At 60.8% G+C, this 15,391-nt stretch carries 16 protein-coding genes; 12 read left to right on the top strand and 4 right to left on the bottom strand.

Translation table 11 applies throughout. The features are described 5' to 3' along the window. Positions 1–68: 68 nt before the first annotated feature. Positions 69–497, bottom strand: coding sequence for a pilus assembly protein N-terminal domain-containing protein (locus tag OHD58_RS07900; RefSeq protein WP_263802551.1), 429 nt, complete (start codon positions 495–497; stop codon positions 69–71). 311 nt (positions 498–808) lie between these two features. Here OHD58_RS07900 and OHD58_RS07905 point away from each other — a divergent pair, with 311 nt between their 5' ends. The 9 genes from OHD58_RS07905 (at position 809) to OHD58_RS07945 (ending at position 9,864) form a co-directional block, all read left to right on the top strand. Next, positions 809–991: a Flp family type IVb pilin gene (locus OHD58_RS07905; protein ID WP_263802552.1), complete on the top strand. Its 183-nt coding sequence runs from the start codon at positions 809–811 to the stop codon at positions 989–991. A 145-nt stretch (positions 992–1,136) separates the two neighbouring features. Continuing rightward, on the top strand, positions 1,137–1,658 hold the full coding sequence (locus OHD58_RS07910) for a prepilin peptidase (RefSeq protein WP_263802553.1): 522 nt from the start codon (positions 1,137–1,139) through the stop codon (positions 1,656–1,658). A 176-nt stretch (positions 1,659–1,834) separates the two neighbouring features. Further along, entirely contained in the window at positions 1,835–2,644 is an 810-nt protein-coding gene (cpaB, locus tag OHD58_RS07915; RefSeq protein WP_263802554.1) for a Flp pilus assembly protein CpaB, read from the top strand. Beyond that, on the top strand, positions 2,644–4,191 hold the full coding sequence (locus OHD58_RS07920; RefSeq protein ID WP_263802555.1) for a type II and III secretion system protein family protein: 1,548 nt from the start codon (positions 2,644–2,646) through the stop codon (positions 4,189–4,191). Before cpaB ends, OHD58_RS07920 begins: the two co-directional genes overlap by 1 nt. Positions 4,192–4,205: 14 nt before the next feature. Continuing rightward, positions 4,206–4,931: a CpaD family pilus assembly protein gene (locus tag OHD58_RS07925; protein ID WP_263802556.1), complete on the top strand. Its 726-nt coding sequence runs from the start codon at positions 4,206–4,208 to the stop codon at positions 4,929–4,931. 27 nt (positions 4,932–4,958) lie between these two features. Then, positions 4,959–6,245 carry an AAA family ATPase gene (locus OHD58_RS07930; RefSeq protein ID WP_263802752.1) on the top strand — a complete coding sequence of 429 codons (1,287 nt, stop codon included), beginning with the start codon at positions 4,959–4,961 and terminating at the stop codon, positions 6,243–6,245. 24 nt (positions 6,246–6,269) lie between these two features. Beyond that, positions 6,270–7,766 (top strand): ATPase, T2SS/T4P/T4SS family, encoded by a 1,497-nt coding sequence (locus tag OHD58_RS07935; protein WP_263802558.1) that lies wholly within the window; start codon positions 6,270–6,272, stop codon positions 7,764–7,766. Positions 7,767–7,851: 85 nt separating this feature from the next. Then, a complete protein-coding gene (locus OHD58_RS07940) occupies positions 7,852–8,865 on the top strand; it encodes a type II secretion system F family protein (RefSeq protein ID WP_263802559.1) in 1,014 nt (337 codons plus the stop codon). A 9-nt stretch (positions 8,866–8,874) separates the two neighbouring features. Continuing rightward, the gene (locus OHD58_RS07945; protein ID WP_263802560.1) at positions 8,875–9,864 is read left to right on the top strand and encodes a type II secretion system F family protein; all 990 of its coding nucleotides are present in this window, start codon (positions 8,875–8,877) and stop codon (positions 9,862–9,864) included. A gap of 72 nt (positions 9,865–9,936) precedes the next feature. On the opposite strand, the gene OHD58_RS07950 is transcribed toward OHD58_RS07945, so the two are convergent. After that, complete coding sequence (locus tag OHD58_RS07950) at positions 9,937–10,752, bottom strand: tetratricopeptide repeat protein (protein ID WP_263802562.1); 816 nt, start codon at positions 10,750–10,752, stop codon at positions 9,937–9,939. Between the two features lie 134 nt (positions 10,753–10,886). On the opposite strand from OHD58_RS07950, the gene OHD58_RS07955 reads away from it, so the two are divergent. From OHD58_RS07955 to OHD58_RS07965, 3 genes are all read left to right on the top strand, one after another. Beyond that, positions 10,887–12,260 (top strand): leucyl aminopeptidase family protein, encoded by a 1,374-nt coding sequence (locus OHD58_RS07955; RefSeq protein WP_263802563.1) that lies wholly within the window; start codon positions 10,887–10,889, stop codon positions 12,258–12,260. 72 nt (positions 12,261–12,332) lie between these two features. After that, positions 12,333–12,683 carry a MarR family transcriptional regulator gene (locus OHD58_RS07960; RefSeq protein ID WP_263802754.1) on the top strand — a complete coding sequence of 117 codons (351 nt, stop codon included), beginning with the start codon at positions 12,333–12,335 and terminating at the stop codon, positions 12,681–12,683. Continuing rightward, complete coding sequence (locus OHD58_RS07965; RefSeq protein WP_263802565.1) at positions 12,680–13,540, top strand: C40 family peptidase; 861 nt, start codon at positions 12,680–12,682, stop codon at positions 13,538–13,540. The genes OHD58_RS07960 and OHD58_RS07965 overlap by 4 nt, the downstream gene beginning before the upstream one ends. Before the next feature lie 108 nt (positions 13,541–13,648). Here the strand turns inward: OHD58_RS07965 and OHD58_RS07970 are convergent, their stop codons facing one another. Together OHD58_RS07970 and OHD58_RS07975 are read right to left on the bottom strand one after the other, a co-directional pair. After that, positions 13,649–14,440: a hypothetical protein gene (locus OHD58_RS07970; protein ID WP_263802566.1), complete on the bottom strand. Its 792-nt coding sequence runs from the start codon at positions 14,438–14,440 to the stop codon at positions 13,649–13,651. Positions 14,441–14,936: 496 nt separating this feature from the next. Further along, positions 14,937–15,356, bottom strand: coding sequence for a GNAT family N-acetyltransferase (locus tag OHD58_RS07975; RefSeq protein WP_263802567.1), 420 nt, complete (start codon positions 15,354–15,356; stop codon positions 14,937–14,939). Positions 15,357–15,391: the final 35 nt, after the last annotated feature.

Genomic DNA, 15,391 nt, shown 5'->3' on the forward strand with positions numbered 1-15,391 from the left:
AGCCGTCAGATTTACTGGCGACTAACCAAAAAGCTGACCAAAGATATCCGTATATATAGAGCATCGTGTCACTGGCCGATTTCGGCTTCGGACATCCTCTCGGCATCGCTCTTGTATGAGCCTTCGCAATAAGGCGTGCAGGACAATGTCTGAATATCCGCGCGTCTATAGATGCGCACGGATTGGGCCGTTTGCCGCACGACCGTCACCTGTTCATCTATGACGGCTGCTCCATCGCTGTCCAGGACGACGAGGTTGGTAACGCCAAAACCCCTGCCCGTGAGGATGATAGTGTTGGCATCCTGCACCGAAGCATCGGCGATGGCCGGATTACCCACGACGATCGTGTCCGCAGCGCGCGCGAGCTTCACGATCCTTGCCTGGTTCATGATCACTTCGATGCCCGGCTCCGCCTGGGCGCCGGTAGCCGCAGCCAATGCAGCAACGGAAATCGCGGCATGCAGAAAGAAGACTTTGAAAGATTGGGTCAGGCGCATACTACTTTTCCCCGCAGAAAGTGTTCAGGGAAAATGAACGATATTGGTGAACCAACGGTTAAGCACGGAATTGTCGGTCGCTGGATTCAATCTCCATTCGGTCCATGTGGGAGACCGAGAACTGAAACTCGCAAACGATTGGCATTTTAGGATACGCTTAACCAACAGTCGTCGAACATTCTGGAAAGAATTCGGTAAGGCTATTTCTTAAGCCGAATGAAAGAGCTCTCTCATAAATTGGCCACATCCGATCGGCGCATGCAGAACAGTCGACGGAAGTGCTGTTAACATGTGGAGTAAGGAGCTCTCGTATGACTAAGCTTTTCGCACGTTTTCTGAAAGACGAATCCGGCGCCACCGCCATCGAATACGGCCTCATCGCCGCCCTCATCGCCTTGGCGATCATGGCTGGTGCAACTCAGATCGGTAGCGCGCTCGACCTGACCTTTACGAGTATTGGTTCGACGCTCGACACCGCAAACGAGGCTAATTAACGATGTAGATTCCGGTTAGTCCGGAACGAAAAAGGCCGCTCAGTTTGGGCGGCCTTTTTCAATTTTCTAGAACGATAAATGCTTCACCGTTGCTTAAGCGTGGCGCCTTAGGATGCGGTTGTTCAGCATTGCTACAGGACAAATCATGCTTGAAGCGCTCATCTTCGTCGTCTTTCCGTTCTGCATGGTTTACGCGGCACTCTCCGACATAGTGTCGATGACGATCGCCAACCGGATTTCGGCAATTTTGTTGCTGACATTTGCGGTTGTCGCCCCTTTCACCGGAATGGAATGGTCAACTTATGCCTGGCATTTCGCGGCAGGCGGTGTCGTGCTCCTGGTAGCGTTCGGCCTTTTTGCTCTAGGCGGCATGGGAGGCGGAGACGCGAAATTGCTTGCCGCCACCTCCGTCTGGATGGGTTTCGATCAACAGCTCCTGGGGTACCTGATCAATTCAGCCTTCCTGGGAGGGCTGCTGACGCTTTTCATCCTCTTGTACCGCTGGTCGCCCTTGTCGGCCCGTACGGGAGGAAACATATTCCTTCGGCACTTCGCAGATGAAAAGTCGGGCGTCCCCTATGGGATTGCCTTGGGTATTGGCGGGTTGATGGCGTATCCGAACTCTCCGATGATGCTCTGGGCCGTCAGCCGCTTATCAGTCGACTGATCTCCTACTCATCAAGTTCTGTTAATGCGGCAGCCGGCAGCAATGCCGATCGTTAAGTCGAACGTATTTGCATAAACTTTAAATTAATCACGATCGTAAGGATTGCATTAACCGTAATTTGACGATTGGCGCTGCAATCTCCCCCTGGGCTAGGTGGTCGGAGCAAGGATCCGGGGATGGCGGCGTCACGACTGATAATCTTGAGTGTTGCGGTGGCTGCGGCCGGCGGGGCCGGCTACATCGCAAAGAACATGGCAGGCACGCCTCAGCAGGAGGCATCCGTCGTCGCGGCGGAACCGGCGCTTGCTCTGACGGAAGTCCTCGTCCTGTCTGGCGACGTACCGCTGGGGGCGACGGTCGACGGCCAGATCCGCTGGCAGCAGTGGCCCACCGACGCGGTCGGCGAGAATTTCATAACACGCGACGGCGAAGCTGACGCGATGGACAAGCTCAAGGGATCCATTGCCCGCATCGCGATGTTCAAAGGTGAGCCGCTTCGTCGCTCGAAGCTGATTGGTGACGGCCAAAGTTTCATGTCGTCCATTCTGCCGTCCGGCAAACGGGCTATTGCCACCCAGATAGCGGCCGACACCTCCGCGGGCGGCTTCATCCTTCCCAACGACTATGTCGACGTGATCATGACGCGCCGCTCGCAGGCGACGGGTGGCGGTGAAGGTTTCATCACCGAAACCATACTGAAGAACATACGGGTCCTGGCGATCGACCAGGCGATCCAGGAAGACGAAGAAGGTCGCAAGGTCAAGGTGGGCGAAACGGCCACGTTGGAACTTACACCGCAGCAGGCCGAGATCATCACGGTTGCGCAGCAAATGGCTGACCGGTTGACACTCGCCCTTCGCCCGATCGCCGACGCCCAGGAGAAGTCCGACGGTGAAGCCGACTATCTGGTTTCAGGTAATGGTCGCCGGGGCACTGTTCGGCTGATCAAATCCGGCGAAGTTTCCGAAGTGGGGGCAAGGAAATGATGTCAAAGACCCGCCAGGACGCGGTTACGTCAGACGACAGGGAACAACGCCGTGCGTTTCGCTGGACGACCGCACTCGCGACCGCGGCCTTTCTCGCACTGACGACCGTTGTTGGTGGCAATGGTGCTGCCGCAGCAGGCACCACACAGATCGGGACGACGGCGGGAGCGCAACGCATCAAGCTCGGCCTCAACAAATCCGTGGTCATCGACCTGCCAAGCGACGCCTACGACATCCTGGTTGCAAACCCCGGTGTAGCCGATGCCGTCACCCGCTCGGCGCGACGTATCTATCTGTTCGGCAAACAGGTGGGCGAAACCAACATCTTCGTCTTCGGTCCAAACGGCGAGCAGGTGGCCAGTCTCGACCTTGCCATCGAGCGGGATGTCGCCGGTCTCGAAGATTACCTGAAGCGGTTCATACCGAATTCCGACATCACCGTCGAACTTCTGAACGACAACGTCGTCCTGACCGGCACGGTCGAGACGCCGCTCGATGCGTCGCGTGCCGCTCAACTGGCAACCGCCTTCGTGACGGGCGGCGAAGCGACCACCGGCCAGTATTCACAGACCGCCGCCGGCGGTTCCAGCGACAGCGGCGTCGCTATCGACAACCCTGACCAGGTGCGGCAGCAAAGCGCGATCATCAACCTGATACAAATCATCGGCGAGGATCAGGTTACACTGAAAGTGACGGTGGCCGAGGTGAGCCGCTCGGTCATGAAACAGCTCGGCGTCAGCATGATCGCATCGGGCGACAGCAACGGCATCAGCTGGAGCGCTATCAGCGAAACGTTCGCAGGCCTCGGCAAGCCGATATCAGGCTCCGGCGGGCACATAGGCACCTCCATGCTCGACACCTACCTCAATGCGATGGAGCAGTCAGGGGTCATGAAGACGCTCGCCGAGCCGACGCTGACGGCGGTTTCGGGCGAAAAGGCGACATTCAAGGTAGGCGGCGAATTCAACCTCATCACCGGGGTTTCGGAAGCCGTCTCCGACGAAAACCAGACCGGTCTAAGAACGTACGAGATGACCAAGCTCGAGTACGGCATCGGCCTGGAGTTTCAACCTGTGGTGCTTTCGCCCGGACGCATCAGCCTCAAGGTCAGGACGTCCGTTTCCGAACCGACCACCGAGGGCTCGGTCGCCATCGGTAACACCAACATGCTGTCCATACGCAAGCGCCTGGCCGACACCACCGTGGAACTGCCGTCCGGCGGCTCCATGATGATTGCCGGGCTTGTCAGGGATGACATCAGGCAGGCCGTCAACGGACTTCCAGGCCTGTCCAAGGTTCCCGTGCTCGGGACGCTTTTCCGCAGCCGTGACTTCGTGCGCAACGAGACGGAACTCGTCATCATCGTGACGCCGTATCTATCCAAGCCGGTGGCGCGCAATGCGCTGGCCAAGCCCGATGACAATTTCAACGCGGCCAGCGATGGCGCCGGAATGTTCCTTGGCCGGGTCAACCGCGTCTACGGCACCATGCAGACTGACAAACCAAACGGCCGCTACCACGGTGTGGTCGGCTACATCTACAAATGATCGAGGGTGGTGGCATGTTCGACCTTTTCAAGAATGCTGCGGGAGCCTCCAGCTCTGGCCGCCAGCCCTCTTTGCGCACCGTCTCGGTGCTCGCGATCGTAGCGGCCGCCCTCCTGGCGGGGTGCGCGAAGCGCGACAGCATCACGGTGGGATCTGTTCCCGACGATTACCGCACGAACCACCCGATCGTCATCGCCGAGAAAGAGGAAGTACTCGATCTGCCGGTGAGCGCCAGCGATCGCGGCATGACCAAGCAGCAGCGGGAGACGCTCGAGGGCTTTCTTTCCGGTTACGACAGGAGCGCGTCGCCGGTGCTCAGGATCATGACGCCGTCCGGGGCGGCAAATGAAGTAGCGGCATCCTACGCCGCCGATGATTTTGCCCGGATGGCAAAGCGGGCCGGCGTTCCCGCATCCAGGGTGATGATCACCTCGTACCAGGCGGGTTCGCCCGACGTGTCGGCGCCGGTCAGGGTATCGTTCACCGCAATGAAGGCGCAGACCGACAAGTGCGGCCGCTGGCCGGAAGACATCCTCAACAACAGCGCAGACAACAAGCACTACGCCAATTTCGGCTGCTCCTATCAGAACAACCTTGCCGCCCAGATAGCCAATCCGGCGGATCTGCTTGGTCCGCGCAAGGAGACGACCATCGATGCCGAACGGCGTGGACAGGTCATCGACGAATACCGGAATGCACCGGTGTTCGTGGCGGTACCGAGCCAAGAAGTTGATTACTAACCGCCGCCTCACGGGGGGTAAATGAACATGACGAACCTGGCTTACGATACCGATCCGGAAAACGGCGAGGCCGCGCGGCAGCAGGACGTTGCCGCGATGAATGCCCTGCGGCCGATTCCCCGGATCTCCATACAGGCCTTCTGCGAGACGGAAAGCGTTGCCAATCCGATCGAACGCGCTGGCGAAGACCGCCGCATGGCAAAGGCTCACCTCAAGGTGCACATGGGCGGCGTTGTGACCGCGCTGGAGTTCTATCAGACCGCGCCGACGCCCAATCTGATCATTCTGGAATCGCGCCGCGAGCCGCGGGAACTGATCGAGGCGCTCCGCCAACTGGCCGAGTATTGCGATCCAAGCACCAAAGTGGTGGTCATCGGCCACTACAATGACGTCTGGCTCTACCGGGAACTTATCCGGTCGGGCATTTCCGAATATGTCGTGGCGCCGATATCGATGGCCGACATCGTCGGTGTCATCTCCTCCATCTTCATAGATCCCGAAGCTGAACCGATCGGCCGCTCCATCGCTTTCATAGGAGCGAAGGGCGGCGTCGGCTCCTCGACGATCGCTCACAATTTGGCATGGAGCATGTCGACACTGTTCGGATCCGAGGTGGTCGTTGCAGATCTCGACCTTCCGTTCGGCACTGCCAATATCAATTTCGACCAGGATCCGGCGCAAGGCATAGCCGAAGCAGTTTTTGCACCCGAGCGGATCGATGAAGTCTATCTCGACCGGTTGCTCGCTCAATGCGCTCAGCATCTGTCACTGCTCGCCGCGCCATCGACACTCGACCGCGTTTACGACTTTGACGCCGATGCGTTTGCCCATCTTATCGACACGGCACAACGCAGCGCGCCATTGCTGGTCCTTGACGTTCCTCATGCCTGGAACGGCTGGACGAAGAGCACGCTGACGCGAGCCGATGAAATCGTCATCACCGCGACACCGGAACTCGCCAATCTGCGCAATACGAAGAATTTGGTCGATATGCTCAAAAAGCTGCGGCCGAACGACGGTCCTCCAAAACTGGTCATCAATCAGGCGGGTATTCCCAAGCGCCCTGAAATCACCGCGGTCGATTTCGCAGAACCGCTCGGAATTCAGCCGATGGCCGTGATCCCTTTCGATCCCCAGCTGTTCGGAAATTCCTCGAACAATGGACGCATGCTCGGCGAGATGGATGCCAAACATCCCATCGTGCAGATGGTCAACGAGATGGCGCACGTATTGACGGGCCGAAGCGAGATCAAGGTGAAGAAAAAGCCGGGCCTGGGAAGCCTCCTCGGCAAGCTGAAGCTGAAAAAGAAATAACGGTTCCGGGGCGGGTAATCGAGCATGTTTGGCAAACGAGGCAACGACAGCGGAAGCCGGGGTACGCCGGAGTTCCGGCCACCGACGCCATCGGCGCCGATCGATCCGGCGCCCGCCGAAACAGCGACTCTGTCGCGAACCGCAAGTCCGCCACCGTCCCAGGCTCCTGTTCAACCGCGCAAGGCGGTTTCATCCCCGCCTTTGGCGCCCGAGCCCCGCACGGCGCAGCGCGAACGCAGCGAAACCTACTACGATACCAAGTCGCAGGTTTTCTCCGCGCTGATCGACACGATCGATCTCTCGCAACTCGCCAAGCTCGAGCCGGAAAGTGCTCGGGAGGAAATCCGCGACATCGTCAACGACATCATCGCGATCAAGAACTTCGCGATGTCGATTGCCGAGCAGGAAGAGCTTCTCGAGGATATCTGCAACGACGTTCTTGGCTACGGCCCATTGGAACCGCTGCTGGCGCGCGACGACATCGCCGATATCATGGTGAATGGGTCGAGGCAGGTCTTCATCGAGGTCAACGGCAAGGTCGAGCAGACCGGAATCCGCTTCCGGGACAACCAGCAGCTTTTGAACATCTGCCAGAGAATTGTCAGCCAGGTCGGCCGGCGTGTCGACGAATCAAGTCCGATCTGCGACGCGCGTCTGCCGGACGGCTCGCGTGTCAACGTGATTGCGCCGCCGCTCGCAATCGATGGAACGGCACTCACCATCAGAAAGTTCAAGAAGGACAAGCTCACGCTCGACCAGATCGTCAAATTCGGCGCGATTTCCCCTGAAGGTGCCGAGATACTGAAGATCATCGGCCGCGTCCGCTGCAACATCGTCATTTCCGGCGGCACGGGCTCCGGCAAGACCACCTTGCTGAACTGCCTGACCAACTACATCGATCGCGACGAACGCGTCATCACCTGCGAGGATTCCGCGGAACTGCAGCTGCAGCAACCGCACGTGGTGCGTCTGGAAACCCGTCCGCCGAACCTCGAAGGTGAGGGCGAGGTCACGATGCGGGATCTGGTCAAGAACTGCCTGCGTATGCGTCCCGAGCGCATCATCGTCGGCGAAGTTCGCGGACCTGAGGTGTTCGATCTATTGCAGGCGATGAATACAGGCCATGACGGCTCGATGGGCACGATCCACTCGAATTCGCCGCGCGAATGCCTCAACCGCATTGAATCGATGATCGCCATGGGCGGCTATTCGCTACCGCAGAAAACCGTTCGCGAAATTGTCGTCGGATCTGTCGATATCATCATCCAGGCGGCCCGTCTTCGTGACGGCTCGCGTCGCATCACGCACATAACCGAAGTGATCGGCATGGAAGGCGATGTGGTCATCACCCAGGACCTCGTTCTTTACAATATCAAGGGCGAGGACGCCTCGGGCCGACTGATTGGCGAGCACATTTCGACAGGCATTGGACGTCCGCAATTCTGGGACCGTGCCCGCTACTACGGCGAGGAGCAGCGGCTCGCCGCTGCACTCGAAGCGATGGAGAAACGCGTCCAGTAGAACAACGTTTTGGGCATTGGAAACGGGAATTGGAGCGAGATGACGACCCGGCGAAAAATTCGTCGCGCTCTAGGGGTTTGCGGGCATGTTCGGTATCGATAATTCGATTTTGGCATTCATTCTGCTGGCAGGCGGCAGCGCCGGCGCGGTCGCTTATGCATTCTTGTTCAACACCATCGCCGACGAAAAAAATGTCGGAAAACGGCTGGAAGTAGTCAAGAGATCCGAAGCCGACCGGGCATTGATAAAGTCCTCTCGGGACAAGGTTGCCGAAGTCGCCAAGCGCCGTAAATCCGTTCAGGACACGTTGAAGGAACTGGACGAGAAGCAGAAGTCCAAGGACCGCAACATCAAGAAACCGCCACTCCGGATGCAGATCCGCCAGGCAGGCCTTCAGATTTCGGTCGAGCGGTTCTACGTTTATTCGGTGATCTGCGGGATACTGGTGACCGTGCTCGCTTATTTCGGTGGCGCGCCGCTGCTTGTGCTTCCGGGTGCACTGATCGCCGGCACTGTCGGCTTGCCGCGCTGGATCATCAGCTTCATGCGATCGCGACGGGTAAAGGCATTTCTGAACGAGTTTCCCAACGCGCTCGATGTCATCGTGCGCGCCGTCAAGTCAGGCTTGCCGCTGAATGATGGCATCCGCCTCATCGCTGTAGAGTCCGCCGAGCCGGTTCGCTCGGAATTTCGCCGCATAGTCGAAGCTCAGCAGCTGGGTCTATCGATCCCCGAAGCCGCGCTGCGCATGGGCGAAACAATGCCATGTCCGGAGGCAAGTTTCTTCGGCATCGTCATCCAGATTCAGCAGCAGGCGGGCGGCAATCTTTCCGAAGCGCTCGGCAATCTTTCCCGCGTCATTCGTGATCGTAAGAAGATGAAGGCAAGGGTGCAGGCGCTGTCGATGGAAGCAAAGGCTTCGGCGGTAATCATCGGCGCATTGCCGTTCATCGTGGCGTGCCTCGTCTATTTGTCGAGCCCGAACTACATCATGCCTCTCTTCACGACGAGTACGGGCAACCTGATCCTCGGCTGCTCCGGGGTGTGGATGCTGATAGGCGTCCTCGTGATGCGCAAGATGATGAACTTCGAAGTTTAGGAATTCGGAATGACCGACCAGGTTGTAAACTCGCTCATAGATCCGTCTTTCCTGATAGCGATGCTTGTCGCCATTGCCGTCTTCGCAACGGTTTTCACGGTGCTGCCTGCCCTGAGCGGAGATCCGATGAAGGCGCGTATGAAGGCGGTGGCGATCGAGCGCGACGAGTTGCGCGCCAAGCAGCGCGCGCGTCTGGCCGCGGAATCCGACCGCCGCCGAAAAGGATTGCGGGAAGAGGAGTCGGTCGGCATGCGCAGCATCGTCGACAAGCTCGACCTGCGTCGTGCGCTCGTTGACGAGGGTACGCTCAACAAGTTGAAAACGGCGGGCTTCCGTGGCCAGAATCCACTGACGAAGTTTCTTTTCTTTCGATTGGTGCTGCCGTTCGTGGGGTTTGCACTCGCCGTAGCCTACCTCTTTGTGCTGGGAGGATTGCCCGAGCAATCGTCGTTCGTGAAGCTGCTTGTATGCATCTTTGCCGCCTACGCGGGATTCTACGCGCCTATTCTCTATGTCACCAACCGCGCGACGAAGCGGAAGAAGTCGATCCAGCTGGCCTGGCCGGATGCACTCGACCTTTTACTGATCTGCGTGGAATCCGGCATGTCGGTGGAGGCGGCGTTTCGCAAGGTCTCCGAAGAGATCGGGTCTCAGTCGGCGGAACTGGCGGAAGAATTCGTGCTGACCAATGCCGAACTGTCCTTCCTGCAGGAACGCAAGGCAGCCTACGAAAATCTCGCCAGCCGGACCGGGCTGGAAACGGTCAAGTCGGTCACCCAGGCGTTGATCCAGGCCGAGCGCTACGGAACGCCGGTCGCCACGGCGTTACGCGTGTTGGCCGATGAAAGCCGTGAAATGCGCATGAACGAGGCCGAGAAGAAGGCTGCCGCATTGCCGCCGAAGCTCACCGTTCCGATGATCCTGTTCTTCCTGCCTGTGCTGTTCGCGGTTATTCTCGGACCGGCCATCATGCAGGCCCTGGCGCTCAAGAACGGCTGACAGGCTCAAGCCGAAAATGGAAAAGCGCCGCGGGAGCGGCGCTTAATTCGAAACGTCCTTGGCGCTTGCGCGTTAATTCTTCTTCTTCTTGTCGTCGTCCTTGAGCTGGTTCCATGCGTTCTGCTGGGAAAGCATCGAGCGCAGATAGGCGACGTTGGCCCCCGCCTGTTCGGGCGCGAGTTCCTGGCTGGCAATCTGTTCAGCTTCCGGGAAACGGCCCTGCAATCCCACGACAAGCGCCAGATTCTGGCGCACGCGGCTGTCGGCGCCGGGCTGCTGCGCGGCCGAGCGCATGTAGGTCTCGGCAGTCTTCAGGTCGCCTTCGAGCACATAGGACATGCCGAGATTGGACAGCACCGACGGTTCGTTGGGCTTCAGGTCGAGGGCCTTGCGATAAAGCTCGCGGGCCTGCGGCGCCTGGTTGAGCTGGTCGAGGATAGCGCCCTCCGCGGAAAGCAGCTTCCAATCCGGGTATTCCGGTGTCTGGGCGCGGCGGACCGCGTCGAGAGCCGGTTCGAACTGGCCCGTCGCGGCAAGTGCCTTGCCGTAGGCTGCGAGCACTGAGCGGTCCTTGGGTTGCGCGATCGCAAGCTTGCGCATCACGGCGAGTGCCTGGTCCGAATTGCCGTTCATCTGCAGCACGTTGGCGTAGCGAAGTGCCGTCAGCTTGTCGTTGGGGTTGCGCGTGTAGGCTTCGCCGAGCGAATTCGCCGCGCTGTGCAGTTCGCCACTCGACATCTGGTCGATCCGCTTGCCGTCCGCGCGCGAAAGCGACCCTGTGGTCATGCGGTCCTTCGCGCAGCCGGCAACGCTTGCTGCGAGCAGGAGTGCCAGCGATACCGTGAGCAGGCGTTTTCCGGTTGCGTTCACATGACGGTTGGTCAACATCGGAACCGGGTCTCCAATTTCCCCAAGCGGCTTTTGCAGCCATCTACCCACCCGGAGAAATATTCTGTTAACCCTAACGGATGGTTAAGAAGCGATTCTCGATACCTCCCAGTCGCCATAGGAAATGACGTCGCATGCCTGTCGAATTCACCGATAAGAAACCCGGCAACGCCAAGCCTGTTTATCTGGTTGCCAAGGATGGGCTGAACGACGCGGGCGTCGACGACGCCACAAAGGCGTGGGCGAGCGCCAACGACTTCAAGGGGCAGGCTGACCGGGTCCTGATCGTGCCGGGGGAGAACGGCGTCGTTGCGGGTGCCTTGCTCGGTACCGGCGCCGGCGATGAAGGCTACGGAACCCTGGCGACCGGCACGCTTGCCCGCAAATTGCCCGAGGGCGACTGGTTCTTCGCAACCCGGCCCGGTGATGCGGACCAGGCGGCGATCGGGCTGGCGCTCGGCGGCTACAGTTTCACGCGCTACGGCAAGAAGCCCGGCACGAAACTGCGTTTCACGCTGCCGGAAGGCGCCGACGGCGCCCGTGTGAACCGCATCGCCGAAGGCGTTTTCCTGACCCGGGATCTCGTCAACACGCCAACCAACGACCTGGGGCCGGATGGGCTGGAAGCCGCGGTTCGGGCGCTCGGCAAGCTTCACAACGCGGAAATCACTGTCACCAAGGGCGACGACCTTCTCGCTAACAACTTCCCGATGATCCACGCGGTTGGCCGGGCATCGGCAGAGGCGCCGCGGCTGATCGACATGGCCTGGGGGCCGAAGGATGCGCCGCGGATCACGCTGGTCGGCAAGGGCGTCTGCTTCGACACCGGCGGCCTCGATATCAAGCCGGCATCGGGCATGCTTTTGATGAAGAAGGACATGGGCGGCGCGGCCAACGTGCTTGGGCTTGCCTCGATGATCATGGCGGCAAAATTGCCGGTGAGGCTGCGGGTCCTCGTCCCGGCGGTTGAGAACGCCATTTCGGCAAATGCCTTCCGGCCGGGCGACGTGCTGCAGAGCCGCAAGGGCATCACGGTTGAAATCGGCAATACCGATGCCGAGGGCCGGCTGGTGCTGGCCGATGCGCTGGCGCTGGCCGATGACGAGCAGCCGCAATTGCTGATCGACATGGCGACGCTGACCGGCGCCGCGCGGGTGGCGCTCGGACCGGACCTGCCGCCCTTCTACACTGACGACGACAATTTCGCCGCCGAACTGGCCGACGCAGCGCTGGCGACCGCCGATCCGCTGTGGCGCATGCCGCTGTGGAAACCCTATGACGCCAAGCTCTCGTCCAAGATCGCCGACGTGAACAATGTCACCACGGACGGCTTTGCCGGGTCGATCACGGCGGCGCTTTTCCTGAAGCGCTTTGTGGAAAAGACATCCGCCTGGGCGCATTTCGACATTTTTGCCTGGAGCCCCGCCGAGCGGCCGCATTGCCCCGTGGGCGGCGAAGCCCAGGCGATCCGCGCCATCGAGCGGGTCTTGTCAAAGCGCTACGTCTAGGAGATTGCCGTGTTCTACCATTCCACAGTGGATGAAACGGAACCGAAACAATTTTCGGAGATCATGGGACCCATGGCGGTTCACATGCGTCCCAGCCAGGCCTTGCGGCTTTGGCAACAGGTAGCCCTGAGCGAGGTGCGCAGCGACGTGCCCGATCTCACCATGCGCCAGATGGCGATCCTCCTGATCATCTATCTCGACCCTCCGCCTCATACTGTCCGCGGCCTTGCTGAGAAACTGGGGGTGACGAAGCCGGTGATCACGCGGGCGCTGGACACGATGGGCGCCTTGAAGCTTGTCTCGCGGCATCGCGACGAGCGCGACAAGCGCAACGTGCTGGTCAAGCGCACGGTCGAAGGCGCCCTGTTTGTCGAGCGCTTTGGCGATGCTATCATCGCCAAAGGTGGAGAATTGCCGATATGAGTGTTCACGACAGCCGGCTGCATGCCTTCCGCGCCGATCTCGCGGACGAGCGGTTGCGCGGCAGCGTTGAAGCCGAGCGTTTCGTGCCGGGACGCCCGGCCCGCATCGCGGCTTCCATCGCCGATCTGCGCAGGGCACCTCGCCCGGACGCCGAGATGGATTCGCAATTGCTTTTTGGCGAAGGCATTCGCGTTTTCGAGGAGAGCGAAGGCTGGGCCTGGGTGCAGGCCGAGCGCGACGGCTATGTCGGTTACGTCGCCGGCACGGCGGTTGCGCCGATCGCCACCGACGCGACACATGTGGTCAGCGCACCGCGGACCTTCATCTACCCCGGTCCCGACATGAAATTGCCTCGCAGCGGTGAATTGTCGATGGGATCGCGGATCACCGTGACCGGCCATGCCGAAACGCGCGGCACGAAATATGCGGTCCTGGCTTCGGGCGAAGCGATCGTTGCACGACATCTGGCGGCGAAGGATGTCTTCGCGGGGGATTACGTGGCGGTGGCCGAAACGCTGCTGAACACGCCTTATCTGTGGGGCGGCAGCAGCGGCTTCGGCATCGACTGTTCCGGCCTGGTGCAGCTTGCCCTGCGCATGGCGGGCCGCGCGGTGCTGCGCGACGCCGACCAGCAGGGCGAAACCGCCGGGGTCGCGATCGACGCCGGGCCGGCCTACGAGAACCTGCAGCGGGGCGACCTGGTGTTCTGGAAGGGCCATGTGGCGATCATGACCGATGCCGCAAACATGGTTCACGCCAACGGCCACACCATGCTGGTCTCGCGCGAGCCGCTCGATGCGGCGGTCGAGCGTATCGGCTATCTCTACGGCAAGCCGACAGGATTTCGCAGACCGTAACGTCAAGTCTGCCCTGCAAAACAAAGGCGCTCGCGCCATCGTCGCCACGCCCGGACTTTTTCGCCGGCCTGGCTCGATATTGCGGATTTTGAGACAGGCAGCGCCAGGTCATGACGTGTCGAGGCGCGCCAGAGCGTCCCGGGCGAGCGCGTGGGTTTCGGACAAAAGGTCGTGCTCTTCGCGGCGCTCCCGTTTCGGAGCCCGGCGCGGCAGCGAGCCCGGCGGAATTCCGGGCCTGAGCGGCGACAGGGCTCTGGCCTTGCCCGCAGCGCGGGCAGCCATGCGCCGGAGCCGCCAGCGCGCCAGACGATCGGCCTGTGCCGGCAAATCGTCGAGCGCCCGCGCCAGCGCTGCGATGCGGCGCAAGATGCCGGCGGCGTCGAGTTCGTCGTTACCGGGCAGGGCCGGCGACGGACCTTTCCAGCCCGCGCCATGCGGTTTTCCCGAAAAGAACCACTCGTAGCGCTTGGGCCGGTCGGCCAGCGCGAAGACCGGCAGACGTGCATCGGAAGTTTTGCTGTCGCCGGGCGGAGCGGTTGGCTCGGCGACGCGTTGCACCTGGATCGGCGCCTCGCCGGCGCCCGGCGCCGGGCGTTCGGCGGCTGCGGCGCGCGGGTTCAGGATGGGCAGGCCGCTCGCCAGAACGACGATCAGGCGGCGCGTCGCGGCCTCGACGGGCCTCAGCAGCAGAAGCAGCCTGCGGCAGGCCCGGCGCGACAGCGTCCAGGCCTCGCGGCTTGCTTCAAAAGCGCGGCCGGCGCGGCCGGCGCGGCCTGTGTCGGCGGCGGCGGAATGCGTGTCGTCGGCCAGCCCGGCATAGACGAAGATAAAGGCGAGAAGGCGCATCAGTGTTGCGCGATGGCGTTCCGTCTCCCTGTCCTGCCAATCCTGCTTTTCCACCACGCCTCGCCTCGAAAAATGAGAATAGGCAAAAGGGTAAAGCGGGGCCGGAGGGGCGTGGACAAAAAAAGGATGAGATTTTTGCAGGAATCGTACAAGCAATTGAAATCGCTGCGGAAGAATCTTCGATGGCGGAGGAAAATGGCGCGAAACCGGGGGATCTGTTCACATCCCAGCAGGGCGAACGCCTGACAGGTCACGTTTGAATATCTCCGAAGTACCCCCACCCGGCGGCCTTCGACCGCCGACCTCCCCTCAACGGGGAGGTGAGGGGCCGCGCCTGCACTGCCTTGCGCTTCCGCACCGTGAGGTCGATGAGAGCAGAGACGGACCAGGAAACCGTTCGGTGAGACGACCCAAGGACCATGTATTGCACCGCAACTGCGCTGCTGGACAGTCACGGCATGGATCCTCGGGTCTCCGCGACGGCCTACGGCCTGCTTCGCCCGAGGATGACGAAGGGAAGGATGTTGCGGCCAATCGGCCCGTGCGGTGCCTACAACTGGTATTCGTACATGACGAAGGTTTCCGCCTCGCTCCCGAGACCTTCGTAGAGGTGGCGGGCCGGATCATTGTCAATCTCCGTGCCGACCCAAGCCTCGCCGCAGCCCAGCGAGCGGCCGAGCGCGAACATTTCATCCAGCATCGTCCGGGCGATGCCCTGGCGTTGCCATTTTGGCGAGACGCCAACCTCGTCAATATAGAGTTCGGTCGCCTTGTCGGGATGACGGTGGATGACGGCGGCGCATTGCGCAACGATCTGGCCGTTATCGATGGCGACCAGCATGAGGTGACCGGGCTCGGCGAGATAGGCAGCAAGGCGCGGCGGGTCGACAGGCTCGTCGAAGACCTCGACGGCGATGCGTTCGAAAAGCGCCTCGTCTCGAGGGCCGACTTGCCTGATCTCGATGGGCATCGTTCGTTTCCTTCCTAGGTATCGACGTGGCCCAA

The organism is Mesorhizobium sp. ZC-5 (assembly GCF_025753855.1).
GTDB lineage: Bacteria > Pseudomonadota > Alphaproteobacteria > Rhizobiales > Rhizobiaceae > Neomesorhizobium.